A 21782-nucleotide genomic window follows, 5' to 3' on the forward strand; every position below is an offset into this window, starting at 1 on the left:
GTAGGTTACCCTACTTTCCTGTAAATTTATTGATTAAATCCTGCCATTTTGCAGGGGATAGGACTGCAAATAAATTATCCCCATCACCAATGACACCATAGCCTACCATAAGTCCTAAAGCAAAAACCAGTAGGGCTAAAAGTGCTACGATAGCAACCAGAAGCAGATTTTTTCCAACATAGTTCAGATTTTCCTTAAACATTTTCACTTTCTCCACCTACACGTCTGATGTCAGCGCCAAGTCCTGCCAATTTCTCATGGAACCGATAATAACCTCGGTCCAAGTGGGACAATTTCCCAACAATCGTTTCACCTTCAGCGACCAAACCTGCCAAAATCAAGGCTGCACTTGCCCGCAAATCCGTTGACATCACCTGAGCACCCTGCAAGGTCTGACCACCTGTAATGATAGCTGTATCACGCAAAATTTCCGAATGCAAGTCCATCCGACGCATCTCTTCTAGATGCTGGAAACGATTTTCAAATACTGTTTCAATCATGGTTGATTCCCCCTTGGCAACTGCCATGAGAGCCGTAAACTGCGCCTGCATATCTGTTGGGAAGCCTGGATGCGGTAAGGTTTTTACAGTTACGGGTTTAAGTTTATCCACTTGCGAACGAACTCGGATACCCCCTTCTTCTTCTGTCACTTCAACCCCCATTTCTAGCATCTTAGATATGAGAGGACGGTTGTGTTCCCAGACAGCATCCTTGACCAAGACATCTCCGCCTGTCATTGCAGCAGCCACCATAAAGGTCCCTGCTTCAATACGGTCTTGAACAACTTGGTGTTCAGCTCCATGCAACTGGTCAACACCTGTGATGGTAATGGTTTCTGTACCTGCCCCCTTGACCTTGGCACCCATTTTATTGAGGAAAATTGCTAAGTCAACGATTTCTGGTTCCCGCGCAGCATTTTCCAAAACAGTCGTACCTTGAGCAAGCGTTGCAGCCATCATTAAGTTTTGCGTAGCCCCAACACTTGGGAAATCAAGATAGATATGAGCCCCCTGCAATTTCTCTGCACTCGCCTCAATATAACCCGCACGTTGCTTTATCTTGGCACCAAGTGCCTGCAAGCCCTTCAAATGCAAATCAATTGGACGACTACCAATGGTACACCCACCCGGCATGGATACCTTAGCATAACCATTGCGAGCCAAAATTGGCCCCAGAATGACAATAGAGGCACGCATCTGGCTTACATACTTATAAGGCGTTTCATTGCCAAGACGACCTGTCGCATCAATGTCAATAGTCTTGCTATCTTCATCAAATTTGACCCGAACTCCTAAACCACGAACGACGTTGTTCATGGTATAGACATCTGACAAAATAGGCACTTGAGTTAATTTGGTCTGTCCTTGACTAGCTAATACCGTCGCTGCCAATAAAGGCAGAACAGCATTCTTAGCACCTTCGATTTCTACCTGACCCTTCAAGCCAGTTTTACTACCTTTAACAATAATTGTGTCCATTTACTATCCTTTTCTTACTTAAATCACATACTTGCAAATGAGCGCCCCACCACCAACAATTCCAAGAAAAAGTTGGATACCAGGTAGCCCAGAGCAATGGCTAGAAAGAGAATGAGCAGGTTGATTTTCTGCTGGTTTTCTCCAGTAACCTTTAACCACCGTGACCAGTCAACTGTTGTCACCAAAAGATGATGGGCCAGATAGATAAACAGTATGTGACTAAAAAATTGTAAAATTGAAATAATCATGCTTCCATTATACCATGAAAACGAAAAATGAGATTGAACCAAGTCCAATCCCATCTCTTTTAGTGTGTTAATGTTTACCAACTCGAATACGGTTAATAGCCCTTTGAAGTGCAACTGTAGCACGTTTTTCCAAATCAGCATTGTGGGCCTTATGAGCTTCTTCAAGCTCTCTTTCGGCACGCAACTTAGCCCGTTCTGCACGACTGATATCAATATCACGTTCTCGCTCTGCTGAGTCCGAAATCACCGTAATCATATTTTTATTGATTTCAATAATCCCACCATTGACAGCAATCCAGTCCACGTGATTTTCATCATCAACACGGCGGACTTTCATTTCATCAATTTCTAAAACGGCAATCAGTTCCTCATGCCCGGGATAAATTCCCATCTCACCTTCGACAGTCTTTACCAAAACAAAGGCTGCATGGTGGTCATATTTCATTCCATCTGGTGTCACAATTTGAACAGTCATTTGTTCCATAGGCCACCTCTTAGAATCTCATTTTTGCAGCTTTTGCGACTACATCCTCAATCGAACCGACATTTCGGAAGGCATCTTCTGGTAGATGGTCATGCTTACCGTCCAAGATTTCCTTAAAGCCTTTCACTGTTTCAGCCACTGGCACATAAGAACCTGGCATACCTGTAAATTGCTCAGCAACGTTGAAGTTTTGAGATAGGAAGAATTGAATACGACGAGCACGTCCAACCAAGGTCTTCTCTTCGTCAGACAATTCATCCATACCAAGAATAGCAATAATATCTTGCAATTCTTGGTAACGCTGAAGGACACGTTTGACTTCCATAGCAACTACATAGTGTTCTTCCCCTACGATTTGTGGAGAAAGGGCACGAGATGAGGATGCCAAAGGATCTACTGCTGGATAAATACCAAGCTGGGTCAATTTACGCTCCAAGTTAGTCGTTGAATCCAAGTGGGCAAAGGCTGTTGCTGGCGCAGGGTCTGTATAGTCATCGGCAGGCACGTAGATAGCCTGGATAGATGTAACAGAACCTTTCTTGGTTGAGGTAATCCGTTCTTGTAATTGACCCATCTCCGTCGCAAGTGTTGGCTGGTAACCAACGGCTGACGGCATACGACCCAAGAGGGCAGATACTTCTGAACCAGCCTGCGTGAAACGGAAGATATTATCGATGAAAAGAAGTACATCCTGACCTTCCACATCACGGAAGTATTCCGCAATGGTCAAACCAGTAAGAGCAACACGCATACGGGCTCCTGGTGGCTCATTCATCTGACCAAATACCATGGCCGTTTTTTCAATAACACCTGATTCCTTCATTTCCCAATACAAGTCGTTCCCTTCACGAGTACGCTCACCAACACCGGTAAATACAGAAATACCACCGTGTTCTTGGGCAATGTTATGAATCAATTCTTGGATAAGAACGGTCTTACCAACACCGGCACCACCGAAGAGACCAACCTTACCACCTTTTAGATAGGGTGCTAGGAGGTCAATTACCTTGATACCTGTTTCCAAAATTTCGCTTGATGTAGATAACTCATCAAAAGCTGGTGCTTTTTTATGAATTGGCTCACGTTCAAAATCAGCTGGGAAAGGCTCATCAAGGTCAATGGTATCTCCCAAGACATTGAAGACACGACCTAGAGTTTCCTTACCGACTGGAACGGAGATAGGACGACCTGTATCAAGGACCTCCATGCCACGAGTCAATCCATCAGTTGATTCCATGGCAATGGTCCTAACAACGCCATCACCAAGTTCCAAAGCAACTTCAAGCACAACTTTTTGCTTGGAATCATCATTTTTGTATACAACGAGTGCGTTGTTAATCTCAGGAAGTTTATCTTCTGCTGCAAACGCAACGTCTACAACTGGTCCGACAACCTGAGTAATTTTGCCTGAACTCATTCTATTTCCTCTATTTCTATTACTCAAGGGCTGAGGCACCAGCTACAATCTCAGTAATTTCCTGAGTGATCGATGCCTGACGAGCCCTATTGTATTGAATTGTCAAATCGTTAATGACATTCTTAGCATTATCCGTTGCTGTCTGCATGGCCGTCATCCCAGCCGCATTTTCAGCAGTTTTGGCATCCAAAATCGCTCCGTAAATGGTGGATTCTGCATATTGGGTCAACAATTGCTCCAGAATGACTTCACGGTTTGGCTCCAATTCGAAAGTAGATGTATAACCATCTGCTTCATTATGGTCCAAATCCTCAACAGGAAGCATCTGCTGGACACGCACCTGACTGGTCAAACTATTGACATGGTGGTTATAACAGACATACAATTCATCGAAAAGTTCATTCTTATACATTTCAACAGATTTAGAAATGATTTTTTGAACCTCTTCAAAGCTTGGGTTGTCCGCTAGACCGCGCAATTCAAAGACAGGATTGATACCACGGGCACGGAAGAAATCAGCCCCCATACTACCAATGGCAATAATTTCATACTCATCTTTTGAGTCATGGTCCTGTTCAATCATGCCCATGACAGCTTTGAGAATACTGGAATTATAAGAACCCTTTAATCCACTGTCAGAGGTAATGACAATATAGCCTGATTTTTGAACTGGACGGCGAATCAGCATTGGATTGCTAGTGTCAGAAGCCATCAATTCTCCACGCAAGAGGTCCGTTGTAATCTGACGAACCTTGCTAGCGTAGATCTGAAAGGATTGGGCTAATTGCTCTGATTTGGCTAGTTTAGATGCCGAAACCATCTGCATGGCACCGGTGATTTGACTGGTTTTCTTAGTAGATGCAATTTTTGACTTGATTTCATTGAGAGAACCTGCCATCATTCACTCCTTTACTTAAAGACAGACTGGTCTTTGAAGGCTTGAATAGCAGCATTCAACTCATCTGTATCTGGAAGGTCTTTCGTCGTACGAATCACATCCAAAAGACTATCATAATGCAAATCAAAATATGCGTATAGCTCTTCTTCAAATGCCAAAATGTCATCAATTGGCACTGAATCCAAGAAGCCATTTGTCAAAGCATACAAAATCAAAACCTGTTTTTCAACTGGAAGTGGCTTATGCAAGGGCTGTTTCAAAACTTCGACAGTCCGACGACCACGGTTGAGTTTAGCCTGAGTTGCTGCATCCAAATCGGAACCAAACTGCGTGAAGGCCTCTAATTCACGGTAAGAAGCCAAGTCGATACGAAGGGTACCCGCAACCTTTTTCATAGCCTTAATCTGTGCCGAACCACCCACACGCGATACGGAAGAACCCGCATCAATGGCTGGACGGATACCAGAGTTGAACAAGTCGTCTTTCAAGAAGATTTGTCCATCCGTGATTGAAATCACGTTAGTCGCTATATAAGCTGAAATATCACCTGCCTGGGTTTCGATAAATGGCAGAGCTGTAATGGAGCCACCACCTAACTCATCTGAAACCTTGGCTGAACGCTCAAGCAAGCGGCTGTGCAAGTAGAATACATCACCTGGGTAAGCTTCACGACCTGGAGGACGACGAAGCAAGAGGGACAATTCACGGTAAGCAACCGCCTGTTTTGACAAATCATCGTAGACAATCAAAACGTGCTTGCCTTCATACATGAACTCTTCTGCCATGGCAACGCCGGCATAAGGAGCCAAGAATAGCAATGGAGAAGGTTGAGAAGCAGATGCCGTCACGACGATTGTGTAATCCAAGGCACCATATTGGCGAAGGGTTTCAACCTGCGTACGAACTGTTGATTCTTTCTGACCAATGGCAACGTAGATACAAATCATATCCTTGCCTTTTTGGTTGAGAATAGCATCAATGGCTACAGATGTCTTCCCTGTCTGACGGTCACCGATAATCAATTCACGCTGACCTCGACCAATTGGAACCAAAGCATCAATAGCCTTAAGACCAGTTTGCAGCGGCTCATTTACTGATTTCCGTTGCATAACACCTGGCGCTGGGTACTCGATTGGACGGGTTTTAGTCGTACGAATGTCACCAAGACCATCCACTGGTTGCCCAAGTGGATTGATGACACGACCAATCAAGGCTGAGCCAACTGGCACTTCCATGATTTTACCAGTCCGACGAACAACAGAACCCTCACGGATATCTGTAAATTCACCAAGAATGATGATACCAACATCGTTGGTTTCTAAGTTTTGGGCCATACCAATGGTGCCATTTTCAAATACCAAAAGCTCTCCACTCATGGCATTGTCAAGACCTTGCGCACGGGCGATACCGTCACCAATGTAGGTTACGACACCAGTTTCTGTATAGTCAAAGTCAGGCTGAAAGCCTTCAATTTGTTGTTTTAGTAAAGCGCTAATTTCTTGTGCATTTATCAAAAGAACACCACTTTCTATTTTCTAAAGTTTTTTTCTAACATCCTTCAATTGTGTCCGAACACTTGCATCGATTACCTTGTGGTTAACACTCACAATGAAACCACCAAGTAGACTTTGGTCTAATTCTTCGATGATAGTACGTACACGTAAGGAGAATCGTTCTTCCACTAACTGACGTAGTCGGTCTTTTTGCACCTCAGTCAAAGGATAAACAGAAACCACATGGGCTTCAAATTCATTTTTAAATTTACTAATCTGTAAACGGACACGCTCTAATGTTTCCAGTAGCAAGTCTGCATGCCCATCACGAATAATATCCTCAATCAAATCATTGATTTGCCAGAAACTTGATTGGCGAACGGTTCGTACGAATGCAGCTTTTTCCTCTCTTGATACCGTAGCAGACAACAAAAGACGATTGAGTTTGCTATCATGGATAATCGTAATCAATTCAGAAAGCTGGTCATACATTTCCCAAATTTCTGCATGATCACTGACTTTTTCAACAAATGATAGAGCGTATTTTTGCACAAGGGCATTTTCTCTAGCGTTCATCTACTTTTCTCCCAGCTTATCCAAATAACGATCAATCAAATTGCTGTGAGCTGCCTGGTCTAGGTCTTCTAAAATGATTTTACCTGCCAAATCAACTGCCAACTCAGCCACTTGAATACGCAGGTTTTCCTGAGCTTCACATTTTTCAGCTTCGATTTCCATCTGCGCTTTTTGTTTCAAGCCTTGGATTTCAACTTCTGCCTGTTCAAGAATACGTTTTTTCTCTAGTTTCGCTCGCTCAATAGCGTCTTGAATGATTTTTTGTCCTTCAACACGACCTTGAACCAATTCCTGTTCCCGTTGTTGAACCAGGTTTGAAGCAGCTCTTAATTTTTCATCTGCCGCATCAATATCATTGGCAATCTTATTGGCACGTTCTTCAAAAATACCTGTAATACGATCCCAAGCGAATACACGAATAAGGATTATCAATATCGCAAAAGAAGCCGTTACGAGAATAAAGTTTCCAAGAACAGTGCTAGATTGCATTGCTAAAATTGTTGCCATATTTTTCTTTCCCTTTCTTACTCACCATGACCGTGGATTTTTTTGTTCAAGTACATGGATACCAGCATGACAAATACATAGCCTTGCAAACATGAAATGAAGACAGAGAAGCCTGTCCAAACAATGTTTAGTGCAAATGCAACTGGATAAGCTACTGCACTTTGTTGTGATAGCTGTAAAAGAAGTGAAACCAAAACCTCACCTGCGTAAATATTACCGTACAAGCGCAAGGCTAGTGAAGCAAGGTTGGTAATTTCTTCTAAAATGTTCATCGGAGTCATTGCCAAAGGAGTCACAAAATCTTTCAGATATTGCTTAACCCCTCTACGGCGAATACCTTCGACATGACAAAAAACAGTTGCAATGGCTGCTAGTCCAAAATCGTAGGCCATGTTGGCTGTCGGAGATGTCCACAAATTATGACCTTCCGCTGTTTCCAACTTGGTCATCAAACCCAAGTTATTTGCTACCAAAAGAAAGGTGAAGACTGTGAAGAAGAACAAGGCGTACCTTTTAGCATCTTCATCTCCAAGATTTCCCTTAGTGAAATTGATAGTCAATTCGTACACATACTCCAAAACATTCTGTTTACCTTTTGGCTTCAGTTCCATTCGGCGACTAGCCCAAAAAACAAGTAAGAAAATAACGGAAATGGTTATAATAGAAACCAATACCATGGTCAGATCAAAGGTTACGGGACCAAGGGTAAGGGTTGGACTTAAATGTTCTTCCAATGGAGGTTCCCCCCTTTTCTATTTCTCTATTTTCTACTATTTCAAGACAAACATCATAGCCAAGGTTACGAAGAAAGTTCCCTCGATAAAGGCAACACCTAAGAATACACCAGCCATCAACTTGCTTTGCATTTCTGGTTGACGTGCAGTCGAACTAAGGTAAGAAGCGACCAATATACCCTCTCCAATACTAACACCAAGACAGGCCAAACCTAAAGCCAATGCGCCTAAATTCATAACGAATTCTCCTTTTAAAATTTAATACCATGTAAGGATACTCCTAAAACATCTATTTGTCAAGAAAATACCTCCTTTGGAAGCGTTTAATTCGCTATTGAAATAGAAAAAGAAAAGACCTGCTGTCTTTTCTTCCTATTTATATAGCAGAATGGATATGACTACTTTCTTCAATGAAACGTTTGGCCATATTTTCTCGATCGACCTGCTCCGTATCCAAAGTGATAGCCTCATCAGAAACCAGGTCCGTATCCGCAAAAAATTCAATATGATTTTGAAGATTGTACAATTCAACTGGCGCATCTCCACCAAACTCTCCATCAAGATTGAGAAGAAGGCGGCTGTCGGAACTAAGGTTTTCGATAGATAAAGACCTTGTCTTGATATACTCAATTAAATCACTCTCAATATGCTTCCCACCGTCCAAGACCTGCCCAATTAACTGAAGAATTTCAAACAAGTTTCCAGTCTTGACCATTATCAAGGTGAAATTCCCATCATCCAATTTAGCATCTGGAACAATTTGCTCAAAACCACCAATGGAATTAGTCAAGGCGACGAAAATCATCGAAACAGAGCCTTCAAATACTCCCCCATCGTGCGTCACTCGTACAGGTGTAAATTGGACTTGTGGCAAAAGCTCCGCCCCCTTGACCACATAAGCCAAATAGCCAAACATGGTTTTGAGCTGACTTGGCACACTGTAGGTCAATTCTGTCAGAGTTCCTGCGGCAGCGATGTTAATGAAGTAATGTTCTTGATAAAATCCATTTTTTTCATTCTTTGCCAAGCCAATATCCATCAAAATCGTCTGGTTTTTCCCAATCAGCTTGGCTGCTTCAATCGGGTTGCCACGAGGGACCTTAAGAGCACGCGCATAGTCATTGGTCGTTCCTGTTGGAATAATAGCCATCTTTGGTCTATTTTCAAGGGGAGCAATTCCGTTGACCACTTCATTGATGGTGCCATCTCCTCCTGCTGCGATGACTAGGTCAAAGCCCGCCTCTGCTGCTCTTTTCGCCTCATTTTTTGCTGAATCTTTTGTGGCCGTTGTCTGAAAAGCAGAGGTTTCATAACCGAAACCTTCTAAAATTTCTAGTACGTCTACCACATTTTTTTTCATGATTTCCTGACCTGAGGTAGGGTTGTAAATCAATCTTGCTCGCTTGCGTTCTTCCATATCCTATACCTTAAAGGCTTTCTAACCAAGCCTCATCTTTTATTTCAATTCCTAACTCTTGGGCCTTGGCCAACTTGCTTCCTGCGTCAGCACCTGCGACAACTAGGTTGGTCTTCTTGGAAACAGAGCCTGCTACGTTGGCACCCAAAGCTTCTAGCTTAGCTTTGGCCTCGCCCCGCTTCATCCGTTCCAACTTACCAGTTAATACGACCGTAAGTCCAGACAAGGCAGCATTTTCATCCGCTACCTGTCCCAGATAGGCTAAGTTTACGGCATTTTCCTTAAGTTCAGCTAAAAGTTGCTGGGCACCTGAGCTCACAAAGAAGCTGGTCAAGGACTTGGCTATTACCTGACCCAATCCTTCTAGGGAAGCAATCTCGTCTTGGCTGGCTTGAGCTAGGGCTTCCAAGTCGCCAAAGTTTTCCAGCAAAATCTTGCTGGCCTTGCTGCCGACATGGCGAATACCCAAACCGAACAAGAGCCGTTCTGCTGAATTTCCTTTTGATGTCTGAATGGCCTGATAGAGCTTGTCTGCGGACTTTTCCTTGAAACCGTCTAGGGTCAAGAGGTCGTCAACAGTCAGCTTGTAAATATCCGCCACATCCTTGACCAGACCTGATACAAAGAGTTTTTCCACAATGGAAGACCCTAGACCTGCAATATTCATAGCATCACGGCTAGCAAAATGCTCCAACTTGCTCATCAACTGACTTGGGCAGATGGGATTGATACAACGGAGGGCCACTTCATCTTCGTAATGCTGCAAGTCGCTCTGACAAGACGGACACTGGCTTGGAACAGGCATGACTTCTTGATCTTTTCGGTACTTGTCCACTACTTTCAGAACTGCTGGGATAATGTCCCCCGCCTTGTAAACAATAACCGTGTCGCCAATACGGATGTCTTTTTCTGCGATGTAATCGACATTGTGCAAGGTGGCACGACTGACAGTCGTGCCAGCTAACTGAACAGGGCTGAGATTGGCTGTTGGAGTGACGACACCTGTTCGACCAACGGTCCAGTCAACTGATAGGATTTGGGCTTCTTTTTCCTCTGCCGGAAACTTGTAGGCCACTGCCCAACGTGGTGCCTTAACAGTAAAACCTAATTCTTCTTGGATGGCTAGGTCGTTGACCTTAATCACGATACCGTCGATTTCATAGGGCAAATCTTCTCGACGCTCTGCCATTTTTTCAATAAAAGCCCAAACATCGTCCATGCTGTCGGCCAACTGGTAGTCGTGGTTGGTCACAAAGCCTAGAGCATCCAGCTTTTTCAGCACTTGCGACTGGCTGGTCGCTTCAGACGGACTAGCCTCTTGGTAGAGGAAGGTAGCAAGACCACGCTGAGCTACTACACCCGTATCCAGCTGGCGGAGGGTTCCTGCTGCTGCATTACGTGGATTGGCAAACTCAGCCTCTCCTGCCTCCTGACGTTGTTGGTTGACGCGGTCAAAAGAGGCTTTGGGCATATAGCACTCGCCACGGACAGTAATATCAACTGCTTGAGGTAAGGTCAGGGGAATATCCGCTACTCGCTTGAGGTTTTCGGTGATATTCTCACCGACACTGCCATCGCCACGGGTTGCTCCAACGACCAGGTTACCCGCTTCATAGGTCAGGGAAATGGACAGACCGTCAATCTTGAGTTCGCAGATATAGGTCGCCTGGGGAAATTCCTTGCGAACACGTTGGTCAAAGGCATCTAATTCCTCACGCGAAAAGGCATCCTGCAAGCTAAAAAGAGGATAGACATGGCTATATTTTTCAAAGCCGTCTAAAATTTTGCCACCAACGCGATGGGTTGGACTGTTGGGCAAAACCAATTCTGGATGGGCTGTTTCCAGTTCCACCAATTCTCGATAGAGTTTGTCGTATTCGGCATCAGACACGCTTGGTTTGTCTGAACGATAGTATTCGTCGGCATATTTGTTAAGTAAGTCTACTAATTCTGATATTCTTTTTTCCATAAGACAATTATACCACGACTTAAGATGGCAACTGAAGATTTTAGTTTTGAATTAGGTTAGGAAATTTTAAATACATTTGAGCAAAAAAAGGGTATAATAGATATATAATATTTTCGGAGGTGCCCTATGGCTGTAACATTTAAAAGACAAGATGATTTGGAAAAAATGCTAGAAGAATTTGCATCCTTTGACAAACTCGAAGAAGTTGAGTTTCCAGACCCAACAAGCACTGAAAAAAACAAGCAGAAAGTTGACGATAAGTAAGGATGTTTGGATTTGAGCAACTGCCCTCTTCTGTTTTACAGGCGGGGGCTATTTTCCTGTCAATTATCATTGAAGCCCTGCCCTTTGTTCTGATAGGTGCAATTATTTCTGGTTTCATTGAGGTCTTTATCACACCTGAAAAGGTAGTCAGATTTCTACCTAAGAATACCTTTCTGGCCATCCTCTTCGGGACCTTTCTAGGCTTTGTTTTCCCTTCTTGCGAATGTGGGATAGTCCCTATTGTGAATAGGCTCTTAGAAAAAAAGGTGCCTAGCTATACTGCTATTCCATTTCTAGTGACTGCCCCCCTTATCAATCCCATCGTTCTTTTTGCAACCTACACTGCGTTTGGAAATTCTTGGCTTCTGGCCGCCTATCGTGTTCTAGGATCTATCTTGGTCGCAATCGTCCTTGGTCTGGTCCTTGGCTTTTTGGTCAAAGAACCGATTAAAAACCAACAGACTGCCTGCCAACCGACCCATGATTTTTCAGATAAAACCAACTGGCAAAAAGTCGGACTAGCTTTTATTCATGCCATTGATGAATTTTTCGATACCGGTCGATACTTGGTCTTTGGTTGCCTCTTTGCTAGTTTAGTACAGGTCTATGTTCCAACAGCTATCTTGACTTCGATTGCTCACAGCCCTCTATCAGCTATCTTGCTCATGATGGGACTTGCCTTTCTGCTCTCCCTTTGTTCTGAAGCAGATGCCTTTATCGGTGCATCCTTTCTATCCAGCTTTGGTCTAGCACCCGTCATGGCCTTCCTTGTCATTGGACCAATGGTAGATGTCAAAAATCTACTCATGATAAAGCGTTATTTCACAGGTAAATTTATTCTGAGCTTCGTTACTATTACTTTCCTGGTTATCCTTGGCTACTGCATCATTCTAGGAGGGCTTGTATGATTCGATTTTTAATTCTCGCAGCTTATTTTGAAATGACTATGTACCTATATGTATCAGGCAAACTAGACCAGTATATCAATCTGCACTACACCTATCTGGCCTATCTGTCTATGATACTTTCCTTTATCCTAGCCATGGTTCAACTCTATGTCTGGGTAAAAAACATTGAAACACATAGTCATTTGACAAAAAAATCAGCCAAATTTGCTAGTGTGTTTCTCCTAATCCTCCCACTTACAGTTGCCTGGCTCTTTCCAACAGTTAGTTTAGATGCTACTTCTGTGGCGGCTAAAGGCTATCATTTCCCCCTAGCTGCTGAAAATGACACAGCTACTCAGGCTCAGGAGGGGACCAGCGTCCAATACCTCAAGCCTGATACATCCATCTATTTTACAAAGTCAATTTACCAATCTGAGATGCGCGCAATAGCAGACCACTATTTAGCTCAAGATGAAATAGAGGTGACAAGTGATAATTACATGGAGGTCATGGAGGCCATCTATGACTATCCAAATGAATTTGCCGGTAAAACAATTGAAATGGTCGGTTTCGTTTATAATGACCCAGACAAGACTGACCAGCAATTTCTCTTCCGTTTTGGTATTATTCATTGTATCGCCGATTCTGGTGTCTACGGTCTACTCTCTACAGGAGCTTCACAGACTTTTCCTGACAATAGCTGGGTCAAGGCCAGCGGAAAAATTAAGATTGCTTACCATCATTCCTTAAAACAAAGCCTACCAACACTGGAATTAGAGCAAATAGAAGAAATCCAGCAACCTGAAAATCCCTACGTTTATCGAGTATTTTAGAAAAATGAAGTCATAAAGTGAATTTTCTGACAATTTATGCTATAATGAGATTTATACTCAATAGAATAGGAAAGAATTTATGTCATCACATGTATTGTTTACCATTTTTGGTGCTAGTGGCGACTTAGCCAAACGCAAGCTCTATCCATCACTTTTCCGTCTGTACAAGGCGGGACATATCAAAGAAAACTTTGCTGTTATTGGAACAGCCCGCAGACCCTGGACCAAGGAATTTTTTGAGCAAACCGTCATTGAATCACTAGGAGATTTGCCCGACACGCCACGTCAGGCTCATGAATTTGCAAGTCATTTCTACTACCAAAGCCATGATGTCAATGATACGGAGCATTATGTAGCTCTTCGAAAATTACAAGATGACTTGTGTGAAAAGTACGATACCCAACACAACAAGGTCTTCTTCTTATCCATGGCACCTGAATTCTTCGGAACCATTGCCAAACACCTCAAGTCTGAGAAGATCGTTGACGGACAAGGTTTTGAGCGTTTGATTATCGAAAAACCATTCGGAACAAGCCTTGCAACTGCAAGCAAACTCAATGAGGAATTGGCGGCTGCCTTCGAGGAAGACCAAATCTACCGTATCGACCATTATCTTGGTAAGGAAATGGTGCAAAACATCTTCGCTGTCCGCTTTGCCAATATTATATTTGAACATATCTGGAACCGCGATTACATTGACAATGTCCAAATCACTTTCGCTGAGGCGATTGGGGTTGAGGACCGTGGTGGCTACTACGATAACTCTGGTGCTTTAAAAGATATGGTTCAAAACCATGCTCTTCAAGTCCTCTCTCTCTTGGCAATGGATAAGCCTGCCAGCTTCAAAGAGGAAGATGTCCGTGCGGAGAAGATCAAGGTCTTCCAACACCTTCGTCAGCCTTCTGACGAAGATCTCAAACGCAACTTCATCCGTGGCCAATACGCTGCAGGTTCCATCGACGGAAAAGACTACGTTAGCTACTTGGACGAACCAAATATTGCAGAAGGTTCTCAGACGGAAACCTTCGCAGGAGGTGTCTTCTTCGTCGACACCGACCGCTTCCGTGATGTTCCCTTCTTCTTCCGTACAGGTAAACGCCTGACAGAAAAAGGTACGCGCGTGACCATCACTTTCAAACATGCGGAAGATATTTTTGGTCAGCCTTCTGAAGCCAACGTATTGACCATCTTCATCCAGCCAACCGAAGGCTTTATGCTCTCTATCAATGGTAAGGAAGTTGGTTCCCACTTCGCTCTTACTCCTGCCAAACTCAACTTCCGCCACAATGCAACGGCACTTGGAAATTCACCAGAAGCCTACGAGAAACTATTTTTCGATGTGCTAAATGGTGATTCTACCAACTTTAGCCATTGGGAAGAAGTTAAGGCAAGCTGGAGCTTGATTGACCGCATTGTTGATTTGTGGGCAAGCAACCAAGTCCCACTCCACACCTATCCAGCTGGAAGCATGGGACCACAAGCAGCCTTTGATTTGCTAGAAAGCTACGGTTGTAAGTGGGTATGGACGCCAGATGTATGGTATCGTGAACGTGGCTTATTGAAATAAGATAGAAAAACTGGAGCAATCCAGTTTTTTTCGGAGATATTTATGACTGAATTAAACAACATTCTCACCCAACTTGAAGCAGCCAGCCATGCTGGCACCCTCAAGCGCTATGAAAAAATTGGCGAAACCAAGCCCTATTATGGCGTTCCAATGGGAGCTATTTCTGGTATTGCCAAGTCCTATAAAAATCGACTGGACTTGTTTGCCCCACTCTGGCAAACAGGTATCCTAGAAGCACAATACCTGGCTATTCAACTGGCTAAGACTAAGCCCAACCAACTGCCCCTAGAGGATTTAGAAAACTGCTTCGATGAAGAGGTTTCTGTCAATGTCTTAGACAAACTAGCTTCTATCATTCTCAGCAAACGAAAAGACAGTAGGGATTGGGAAGAAATCTTACTTGCCAAAGACGAGGCCATCTTTAACAGACTTGGCTGGTTCCTCCGTGCCAAATACTTTGCTGGCAAATCCGCTTCAAATCAAGAAATTGAAGAAACTCTAGACCAAATTCGCCAGCATTTACAAACCGCAGACCCGCAGGTTCAATGGACCATGAACCAATGCTTGGTAGAGATTGCAGTTGCCTATCCTGACTATCTGGAGCAAGGTCTTGCAATCGGTCAGGAACTCGCTGTCTATTCCGATATGAAGGTTCCAAAAGGCTGTACTTCTGCCTACGCACCCGACTGGATTGAGGCATTGTTGAGGAGGAAATAAGATGCAACATAAAGGAACTCAGGTATTAGAAACCCAACGCCTAGTCTTACGCCCTTTTCAAGCAAGCGATGTTGAACAAGTCTTCCAAAACTGGACTTCAGATGAAAATGTTACCACCTATCTGACCTGGCCAACTCATCAGACACTACAAGATACTGAAGACTATGTCCAGTTCTGTCTTCAATCCTATTCACAAGAAAAAGCGTACAGGTGGGTAATCGAGCTCAAAGAAAATCACCAACCCATTGGAGATATTTCCGTCGTCAGTCTAGATGAACGGGTACAGGCTGCTGAATTGGGCTGGGTCTTAGGCAGTAAATGGTGGGGACAAAATTATATGCCAGAAGCCCTTGAAGCAGTCACTCACTTTCTGCTGGAAGAAGTTGGTTGTTTACGGATTACGGCTGTTCACGATAGTGAAAATCGTCCTTCTGGTCGTGTCATGGAAAAAGTCGGCATGACCTACGAAGGAACTCTCCGACAAGCCGCTCGAAACAATCGTGGCATTGTGGATATTGCAGTTTACTCCCTACTGCATACAGATAGCAAATAAGCTGAGCTCAAGTCCTTTGTTCCTTTTCAATATTCGTGTTACCATCTCAGGGCAATTGTTGAATTATTAATGGAATCTTTTTCCTTCCTATAAAGTTTTTCCAACTTTCCCATATCATTTTCCCTCTATAAAGCAAAAAAGAGAGAACCTATCGTTCTCTCTTTTTTTAAAGCAATCTATAGAAGACTTACTTAGCAAGTTTTGCTTTTGCTGCGTCAGCAAGAGCTGTGAATGCTGCTGCATCGTTCACTGCCAAGTCAGCAAGCATTTTACGGTTTACTTCGATTTCAGCCAATTTCAAACCGTGCATCAATTGTGAGTATGACAAACCGTTCATGCGAGCAGCCGCGTTGATACGAGTGATCCACAATTTACGGAAATCACGTTTTTTCTGACGGCGATCACGGTATGCATAGTAGTAAGAGTTCATTACTTGTTCTTTCGCTGTGCGGAACAAGAGATGTTTAGCTCCGTAGTAACCTTTAGCTAATTTTAAAATACGTTTACGGCGTTTACGAGAAACAACGCCACCTTTAACACGTGCCATTTAATTTTCCTCCAAATAATTCAAAAAAGTAATTGTGCAATACTGATGCGAGATTAGCGCATTTGTGTAAGCATTGACTTGATACGCTTAAAGTCACCAGCATGTACCATACCTGCTTTACGAAGGTGACGACGTTGTTTTTTAGTTTTACCGTGGAAACGGTGTGAAGTATAAGCGCGGAAGCGTTTCAATCCACCAGAACCTGTACGTTTAAAACGTTTAGCTGATGCGCGGTGAGTTTTTTGTTTTGGCATTTTAATTCTCCTTTTAGCGTAAAAAGCTTATTTTTTATCTGAAGCTGGGGCCAATTGCATAAACATTTGACGTCCGTCCATCTTAGCACGTTGTTCGATAATAGCAATATCTTGGGTTGCTTCGGCGAACTCAGCTAATACTTTCGCTCCAACTTCTTTGTGGGTAATCATACGACCCTTGAAACGGATCGAAACCTTAACCTTATTTCCTTTTTCAAGGAATTTACGGGCATGACGAAGTTTTGTGTCAAAGTCCCCTTTATCAATAACTGGGCTTAGACGCACTTCTTTTACAGTGACAACACTTTGTTTCTTGCGTTGTTCTTTCTGCTTTTTCTGATATTCAAATTTGAACTTACCGTAGTCCATAATTTTAGCTACTGGTGGTTTAGCTTGCGGTTGAATCAATACTAAATCCACGTTTGCGCTATCAGCAATGGCCTGAGCCTCATTGAGCGGTTTGATTCCCAACTGTTCACCCTCAAGACCGATAAGACGAACTTCACGCACTCGAATTTCATCATTGATGAACAAATCTTGCTTTGCTATGGCTTTTCACCTCATTTTATATTTTTCGAGAAAAACGAAACGGACTTGCTAAACAAGTCCGCACTACACCATTATTCTTTCCGAAGAAATCTTAATCCGTAGAGCCAGACAACGTTAGTCGCAAGGCGAGAAGCTCTCACTTCTGCTTTTCTCAATACGACTATTCTAACACGTCCAAAACTACTTGTCAAGAATTTCTTTCGCTTTTTCTGAAATAAATTTCACTACACCTTCGATGGATACACCTGTTGTATCAAATGTGATGGCATCGTCAGCAGCTTTCAAAGGTGAAATCTCCCGAGTACTGTCTTTCAGGTCACGAGCTGCAATCTCCTCTTTCAAGATTTCCAAATCTGTTTCGATGCCACGTTCCGTATTTTCCTTAAAACGACGAAGGGCACGCTCCTCTACTGAGGCAATCAGGAAAATCTTAAGTTCAGCTTGAGGCAAGACGACTGTACCAATGTCACGGCCGTCCATAACAATGCCGCCCGCTTGGGCAATCTCCTGTTGCAAGCGAACCAACTCTTCTCGTACCAAGGGAAGTGCCGCAACTGCCGACACATTGTTAGTTACTTGATTATCCCGAATGGGCAAGGTAACATCCTGCTCACCAACAAATACCTGTTGTTGCCCTTGCGCATCCCTACCAAAACGAATAGGATGTTGAGCAAGTAAGGTCACAATACCATCTTGGTCAGTGACATCAATACCATTTTGCAAGGCCAAATAAGTCGCAGAACGGTACATGGCTCCTGTATCTAAGTAAGTATAGCTAAAATCTTTAGCGATAATCTTGGCAACGGTTGACTTGCCACTCGATGCAGGACCATCAATAGCAATTTGAATGGATTTCATAATACCTCTTATCTAATGCGGACAATATCACCTGGGTGAGCCAACCAAGAACCTGTCGCCATTTTTTCAGGATTTAAACGCTCTAACTCAGCAATGGAAATACCACCACGTGCCGCCAATGCTCCAACTCCCTCCCCTGCTTGAACTGTTAGGGTAGAACCATCTGCAGCTTCTGTCAAGCTTGAGCTAGTTTCCGTAGTTTCAGCTGTATCTATCACTTCCGTTTCCTCTGTTTCTGTGACTTCTGTTTCAGTCGTCGTTTCCGTAGGGACAGTTGAACTTTCTGCTACCACCGCAGCATTGCTTGGATTGTAAAACTCTTTCGTCGAATCCGTCTTACTGCCACCAACAGATAGATAGAAGGCAATTGCCCCTATAATGATGACAATGATAAAGAAAATAATAGCCAGTACGGTAAATACTTTCGTACTTGCCAATCCTTTACTCAAGCGGTCTTTACGACTTGCTGCAGCTGTTTGATACACTTCTTCATTCCATGGCTCTTGTGACATTCTCGGGACAACTCCTTGTTTTTTTCTAAAAATATGATTAAAATAATAGTATGAAAATAAAACTTATTCCTGAACGGTGCATTGCCTGTGGGCTATGCCAAACCTATTCACCTGTGTTTGATTATGATGACGACGGTATTGTGATTTTTTCAGATAGAAAGAACCTAGAAAGAGATAGCGACCTAACTCCCGACATACTCGAAGCCATCAAATCCTGCCCTACCAAAGCCATTTCAATTGATTGATTTGGCTTTTTTTGCATAATAAATTTCGAAGTAATCTTGCTTCAACAAATGGTCAGACAACACAACTTCCCCCGAAAATGCAGGATGTAGAGCTAAGTGATTTACAAAAAATTTTTTAGGCCATTTTCGCATATGATAGACCTTTCCTTCAGGAAATTCATTGGAAAAGATGCGGACAGCAATATAGGAAACTTCCACTTTGGTTATCTGAGCAATTTCTATATCTTGTATGGCAAATAAATTAGCCGATACAATGCGCAATTGGCTTTCTTTTATTTCAAAATACCTGTGTAATCCTAAGATCACTAAGAGTAAAAATAGAAATATTAGTAAAAGAAATATTCCTGACACGCGTAGTTTTTCCAGCAACAGGGTCATGCTCATGAAAAGTGGAATGAAGGTAAGTGACCAGTATATAATGCCCCAGGAAAGTTCTGGTTGCCAATGGTAACGAATTTTACCAAAAATTTTGATCATATCGGACCTCCATCTATTATTCTAGCACAAAACAAGAGATTTTCCTATGAAAATCTCTTGTTTTTGAAATTTTTTATTACATTTACATGACAATATTTGCTTTAGCGTAAAAAAATGTAATCTGTTTGAAATATTTTGATATTACTACTTCAACCATTACGATAAACAAAAAATAAGTTTTTTATAAATATTTTGTATATCATTCCTTATAAGCAAATTTTGTCACAATTAGTGTTGTAAACACGAAGGTGTGAAAAGCCTTGTTTTTTCTCAAGCCATATTTCTTCAAAGTCTGATACCGTTCCAACATTGGTTTATCCATGATGGTCACAAAGGCTTCAACAAGCTCCCTATGAGCTGGCGATAAGGGCTTATCAAGCAAAAAGCTGGCTTGTTTTTGACTATTTTTTATCAAATCCCAATAAACCTTGAATAAAATATGGGGACGAATCCATTTTTTAAATCGTTTAGAGAGAGTTCTGGCTCCCAAAACATTATCCGCATGTTGGCGGTAGAGTTCTCCAGGTTTGTCAATAAAAACCAGTTTACCCAAAGCCGATGCCAACAAAGCCAAGTACCAGTCATGCATCAAAACGTCTTCTGTTCCAGACCACAGTTCTGCTAGGGTATGGTTGATCATGGCAACACCACCAGTCACCGTATTCTCGGTCAATTCTTGCACCAACTCAGTATTGGCATGGTGGGACTGGGAACGGATCATACTCTCGGTCATGACTTGCAAGTCTTGGTTGACGACGGTCAAATCCATATAGACCATGAGAGGCTGGTCAGTCGGATATAATCGGGCTTCCTGCAAACTGACTTCCAGCTTGTCAGGCAACCAGACATCATCTTGATCACTGAAAAAATAATAATCAGCCTTCTCATACTGAACCAGGCGATGAAAGCTTTTTATCACCCCTATATTTTTTTGTTCCTCAAGATCTATCAAACGAATACGACTGTCCTGTCTTGCAAATTCTTGAAGCAGGTCTTTCGTTCGGTCACTAGAACCATCATCTCGTATCAATAATGTCCAATCCGAAAAAGTCTGCTCTTGGATAGAGCGAATTTGCTCAGCCAAGAACTGTTGACCATTATAGGTTGACATCAGTATGTTTACTTTCATTGTAAAAATAATTCCTCGTATTCTTGGACTATCTTTTCCCAAGTATAAGCAGTACTCATGTGCTCTTTGGCAATCCGTCCAAGTTCCTCTGCTTCTGCTTGTCCATCAATACTGTCAATCAGTTCAGCTAGATTGCCCTGTTCCTTAGACCAATAGTGGGCGCCATTCAGGGCTACTTTCTGGTTAAAATCAACACCTAGAACGAGATTTTCGTTGGTCTGAGCCAAAGCCTCGAGCAGGCTGGGATTGGTTCCGCCCACTTCATGTCCATGAATATAGGCACGGCATTGGTTTCGCAAATACTTGAGCAGATTGCTATCATAGACAGTTCCGACAAATTTAATCCGTTTATCCCGTGAAAAATCTGTTTCCTCTTCAAGCTTTTGGAAATAAGCAGAACCCTCATGATTGGCAACGATGACCAAATCACGCTCGGTCGAACTAGCCATAAATTCCTTGATAGCGGTCAGATAATTATTTTCAGGAACAAAGCGACCGATAATCAAATAATAACCCTTTTCAATCAAGTTCCATTGTCCAAAAAAATCTAAAACAGCTTGGCTATCTGCTTGATAGTCTGTCGGACTTAAATCCGTTCCGTAAGCAATAAAACGTGTACTTGTTCCTGGATAGGAAGTCTGAATGTAATTTTCAATACCTTCATTATCGGCAATCAATAAGTCTGCATGTTTTGCCATGAGCTTTTCAGCGTATTTTAGATAGGATTGGACAGGTTTGGACCACTTGCTACGTTTCCATTCCAAGCCGTCAGGATTGACAAATAAAATTCCGCCCACAGAGTGAATCTTCTTAGCAAAGGGAGCAATAAAGCCACCTATGGTATTTCCCAAAATATAGAAAATCGGCTGCTCAATCCCTTGGGCTTTGACCAAATCCAAGGCATAGGAAATGGCCATCATATCGTAGGCAATGACGCGGGCTGGGCCCAGCTTGGGAGGGTTAATCGTAAAGCAATCCGCCCCCTTGTATTCTGTGTGTTGGTGGTGACTGCTGTCCGACAGACAGGCCACATGGTAGCGGATATGGGGGCTGACTTGGTTGGAAACCAGTTGCTCGACAAAGGTTTCAAAACCTCCATACTGGGCAGGTAAACCACGGCTACCGATGATAAAAATGTGTTTCATAAGACCTAACTCTAGAAAATATAA

28 protein-coding genes and 1 other annotated feature are annotated in these 21782 nt (G+C 42.9%); of the genes, 7 read left to right on the forward strand and 21 right to left on the reverse strand.

Annotated elements, in window-relative coordinates; all coding sequences use genetic code 11:
- Positions 1-10: 10 nt before the first annotated feature.
- The 13 genes from PW220_RS06600 to ligA form a co-directional block, all read right to left on the reverse strand.
- The gene (locus tag PW220_RS06600; protein ID WP_105113934.1) at positions 11-202 is read right to left on the reverse strand and encodes a DNA-directed RNA polymerase subunit beta; all 192 of its coding nucleotides are present in this window, start codon (positions 200-202) and stop codon (positions 11-13) included.
- Entirely contained in the window at positions 195-1478 is a 1284-nt protein-coding gene (gene murA / locus PW220_RS06605) for a UDP-N-acetylglucosamine 1-carboxyvinyltransferase (RefSeq protein WP_248055069.1), read from the reverse strand. Before murA ends, PW220_RS06600 begins: the two co-directional genes overlap by 8 nt.
- A 23-nt stretch (positions 1479-1501) precedes the next feature.
- Entirely contained in the window at positions 1502-1726 is a 225-nt protein-coding gene (locus PW220_RS06610) for a DUF1146 family protein (RefSeq protein WP_105113989.1), read from the reverse strand.
- Positions 1727-1793: 67 nt separating this feature from the next.
- The gene (locus tag PW220_RS06615; RefSeq protein WP_105145390.1) at positions 1794-2210 is read right to left on the reverse strand and encodes a F0F1 ATP synthase subunit epsilon; all 417 of its coding nucleotides are present in this window, start codon (positions 2208-2210) and stop codon (positions 1794-1796) included.
- 10 nt (positions 2211-2220) lie between these two features.
- Positions 2221-3627 (reverse strand): F0F1 ATP synthase subunit beta, encoded by a 1407-nt coding sequence (gene atpD / locus PW220_RS06620; protein WP_105113937.1) that lies wholly within the window; start codon positions 3625-3627, stop codon positions 2221-2223.
- 19 nt (positions 3628-3646) lie between these two features.
- Positions 3647-4525 carry a F0F1 ATP synthase subunit gamma gene (locus tag PW220_RS06625; RefSeq protein ID WP_248055068.1) on the reverse strand — a complete coding sequence of 293 codons (879 nt, stop codon included), beginning with the start codon at positions 4523-4525 and terminating at the stop codon, positions 3647-3649.
- A gap of 11 nt (positions 4526-4536) precedes the next feature.
- Positions 4537-6057: a F0F1 ATP synthase subunit alpha gene (atpA, locus tag PW220_RS06630; protein ID WP_161942060.1), complete on the reverse strand. Its 1521-nt coding sequence runs from the start codon at positions 6055-6057 to the stop codon at positions 4537-4539.
- Positions 6058-6060: 3 nt separating this feature from the next.
- A complete protein-coding gene (locus tag PW220_RS06635; RefSeq protein ID WP_105113939.1) occupies positions 6061-6594 on the reverse strand; it encodes a F0F1 ATP synthase subunit delta in 534 nt (177 codons plus the stop codon).
- On the reverse strand, positions 6595-7101 hold the full coding sequence (atpF, locus tag PW220_RS06640; RefSeq protein ID WP_248055067.1) for a F0F1 ATP synthase subunit B: 507 nt from the start codon (positions 7099-7101) through the stop codon (positions 6595-6597). It lies immediately after the preceding gene.
- Between the two features lie 17 nt (positions 7102-7118).
- Positions 7119-7835 (reverse strand): F0F1 ATP synthase subunit A, encoded by a 717-nt coding sequence (gene atpB, locus PW220_RS06645; RefSeq protein ID WP_248055066.1) that lies wholly within the window; start codon positions 7833-7835, stop codon positions 7119-7121.
- Positions 7836-7871: 36 nt separating this feature from the next.
- The gene (locus PW220_RS06650) at positions 7872-8072 is read right to left on the reverse strand and encodes a F0F1 ATP synthase subunit C (RefSeq protein ID WP_248055065.1); all 201 of its coding nucleotides are present in this window, start codon (positions 8070-8072) and stop codon (positions 7872-7874) included.
- Between the two features lie 139 nt (positions 8073-8211).
- A complete protein-coding gene (locus PW220_RS06655) occupies positions 8212-9252 on the reverse strand; it encodes a diacylglycerol kinase family lipid kinase (protein WP_248055064.1) in 1041 nt (346 codons plus the stop codon).
- Between the two features lie 10 nt (positions 9253-9262).
- Positions 9263-11221: an NAD-dependent DNA ligase LigA gene (ligA, locus tag PW220_RS06660; RefSeq protein ID WP_248055063.1), complete on the reverse strand. Its 1959-nt coding sequence runs from the start codon at positions 11219-11221 to the stop codon at positions 9263-9265.
- A 126-nt stretch (positions 11222-11347) separates the two neighbouring features.
- On the opposite strand from ligA, the gene PW220_RS06665 reads away from it, so the two are divergent.
- The 6 genes from PW220_RS06665 to PW220_RS06690 all read left to right on the forward strand — a co-directional run bounded on the left by PW220_RS06665 (position 11348) and on the right by PW220_RS06690 (position 16042).
- The gene (locus PW220_RS06665; RefSeq protein WP_172028607.1) at positions 11348-11485 is read left to right on the forward strand and encodes an SPJ_0845 family protein; all 138 of its coding nucleotides are present in this window, start codon (positions 11348-11350) and stop codon (positions 11483-11485) included.
- A gap of 2 nt (positions 11486-11487) precedes the next feature.
- Entirely contained in the window at positions 11488-12393 is a 906-nt protein-coding gene (locus tag PW220_RS06670; RefSeq protein ID WP_248055062.1) for a permease, read from the forward strand.
- Positions 12390-13205, forward strand: coding sequence for a TIGR03943 family putative permease subunit (locus tag PW220_RS06675; RefSeq protein WP_248055061.1), 816 nt, complete (start codon positions 12390-12392; stop codon positions 13203-13205). The genes PW220_RS06670 and PW220_RS06675 overlap by 4 nt, the downstream gene beginning before the upstream one ends.
- A gap of 79 nt (positions 13206-13284) precedes the next feature.
- Positions 13285-14772: a glucose-6-phosphate dehydrogenase gene (gene zwf / locus PW220_RS06680; protein WP_248055060.1), complete on the forward strand. Its 1488-nt coding sequence runs from the start codon at positions 13285-13287 to the stop codon at positions 14770-14772.
- A 42-nt stretch (positions 14773-14814) separates the two neighbouring features.
- Positions 14815-15489 carry a DNA alkylation repair protein gene (locus tag PW220_RS06685; RefSeq protein WP_248055059.1) on the forward strand — a complete coding sequence of 225 codons (675 nt, stop codon included), beginning with the start codon at positions 14815-14817 and terminating at the stop codon, positions 15487-15489.
- A gap of 1 nt (position 15490) precedes the next feature.
- On the forward strand, positions 15491-16042 hold the full coding sequence (locus PW220_RS06690) for a GNAT family N-acetyltransferase (protein WP_248055058.1): 552 nt from the start codon (positions 15491-15493) through the stop codon (positions 16040-16042).
- Positions 16043-16229: 187 nt separating this feature from the next.
- On the opposite strand, the gene rplT is transcribed toward PW220_RS06690, so the two are convergent.
- The 5 genes from rplT to PW220_RS06715 all read right to left on the reverse strand — a co-directional run bounded on the left by rplT (position 16230) and on the right by PW220_RS06715 (position 18762).
- On the reverse strand, positions 16230-16589 hold the full coding sequence (gene rplT / locus PW220_RS06695) for a 50S ribosomal protein L20 (RefSeq protein WP_012028296.1): 360 nt from the start codon (positions 16587-16589) through the stop codon (positions 16230-16232).
- Between the two features lie 53 nt (positions 16590-16642).
- Positions 16643-16843 (reverse strand): 50S ribosomal protein L35, encoded by a 201-nt coding sequence (rpmI, locus tag PW220_RS06700; RefSeq protein WP_024375714.1) that lies wholly within the window; start codon positions 16841-16843, stop codon positions 16643-16645.
- Between the two features lie 27 nt (positions 16844-16870).
- Positions 16871-17377, reverse strand: a complete 507-nt coding sequence (gene infC / locus PW220_RS06705; protein ID WP_105118085.1) for a translation initiation factor IF-3 — start codon at positions 17375-17377, stop codon at positions 16871-16873.
- Between the two features lie 40 nt (positions 17378-17417).
- Positions 17418-17546: a sequence feature (ribosomal protein L20 leader region), on the reverse strand.
- Between the two features lie 26 nt (positions 17547-17572).
- Positions 17573-18250, reverse strand: coding sequence for a (d)CMP kinase (gene cmk, locus PW220_RS06710; protein WP_248055057.1), 678 nt, complete (start codon positions 18248-18250; stop codon positions 17573-17575).
- Between the two features lie 8 nt (positions 18251-18258).
- Complete coding sequence (locus PW220_RS06715; protein ID WP_105125293.1) at positions 18259-18762, reverse strand: SAG1386/EF1546 family surface-associated protein; 504 nt, start codon at positions 18760-18762, stop codon at positions 18259-18261.
- A gap of 50 nt (positions 18763-18812) precedes the next feature.
- Between PW220_RS06715 and PW220_RS06720 the strand changes: the two genes are divergently transcribed.
- Positions 18813-19007 (forward strand): ferredoxin, encoded by a 195-nt coding sequence (locus tag PW220_RS06720; protein WP_105118088.1) that lies wholly within the window; start codon positions 18813-18815, stop codon positions 19005-19007.
- Here PW220_RS06720 and PW220_RS06725 read toward each other — a convergent pair.
- The 3 genes from PW220_RS06725 to cps2T all read right to left on the reverse strand — a co-directional run bounded on the left by PW220_RS06725 (position 18996) and on the right by cps2T (position 21758).
- The gene (locus PW220_RS06725; protein WP_172091680.1) at positions 18996-19484 is read right to left on the reverse strand and encodes an EbsA family protein; all 489 of its coding nucleotides are present in this window, start codon (positions 19482-19484) and stop codon (positions 18996-18998) included. The genes PW220_RS06720 and PW220_RS06725 overlap by 12 nt on opposite strands.
- 199 nt (positions 19485-19683) lie before the next feature.
- Entirely contained in the window at positions 19684-20613 is a 930-nt protein-coding gene (locus PW220_RS06730) for a glycosyltransferase family 2 protein (RefSeq protein ID WP_248055056.1), read from the reverse strand.
- Positions 20610-21758 carry a beta 1-4 rhamnosyltransferase Cps2T gene (cps2T, locus tag PW220_RS06735; RefSeq protein WP_105209420.1) on the reverse strand — a complete coding sequence of 383 codons (1149 nt, stop codon included), beginning with the start codon at positions 21756-21758 and terminating at the stop codon, positions 20610-20612. Before cps2T ends, PW220_RS06730 begins: the two co-directional genes overlap by 4 nt.
- Positions 21759-21782: the final 24 nt, after the last annotated feature.

Origin of the sequence: Streptococcus sp. 29892, from assembly GCF_032594935.1 — a bacterium.
Taxonomy (GTDB): Bacteria; Bacillota; Bacilli; order Lactobacillales; family Streptococcaceae; genus Streptococcus; species Streptococcus hyiners.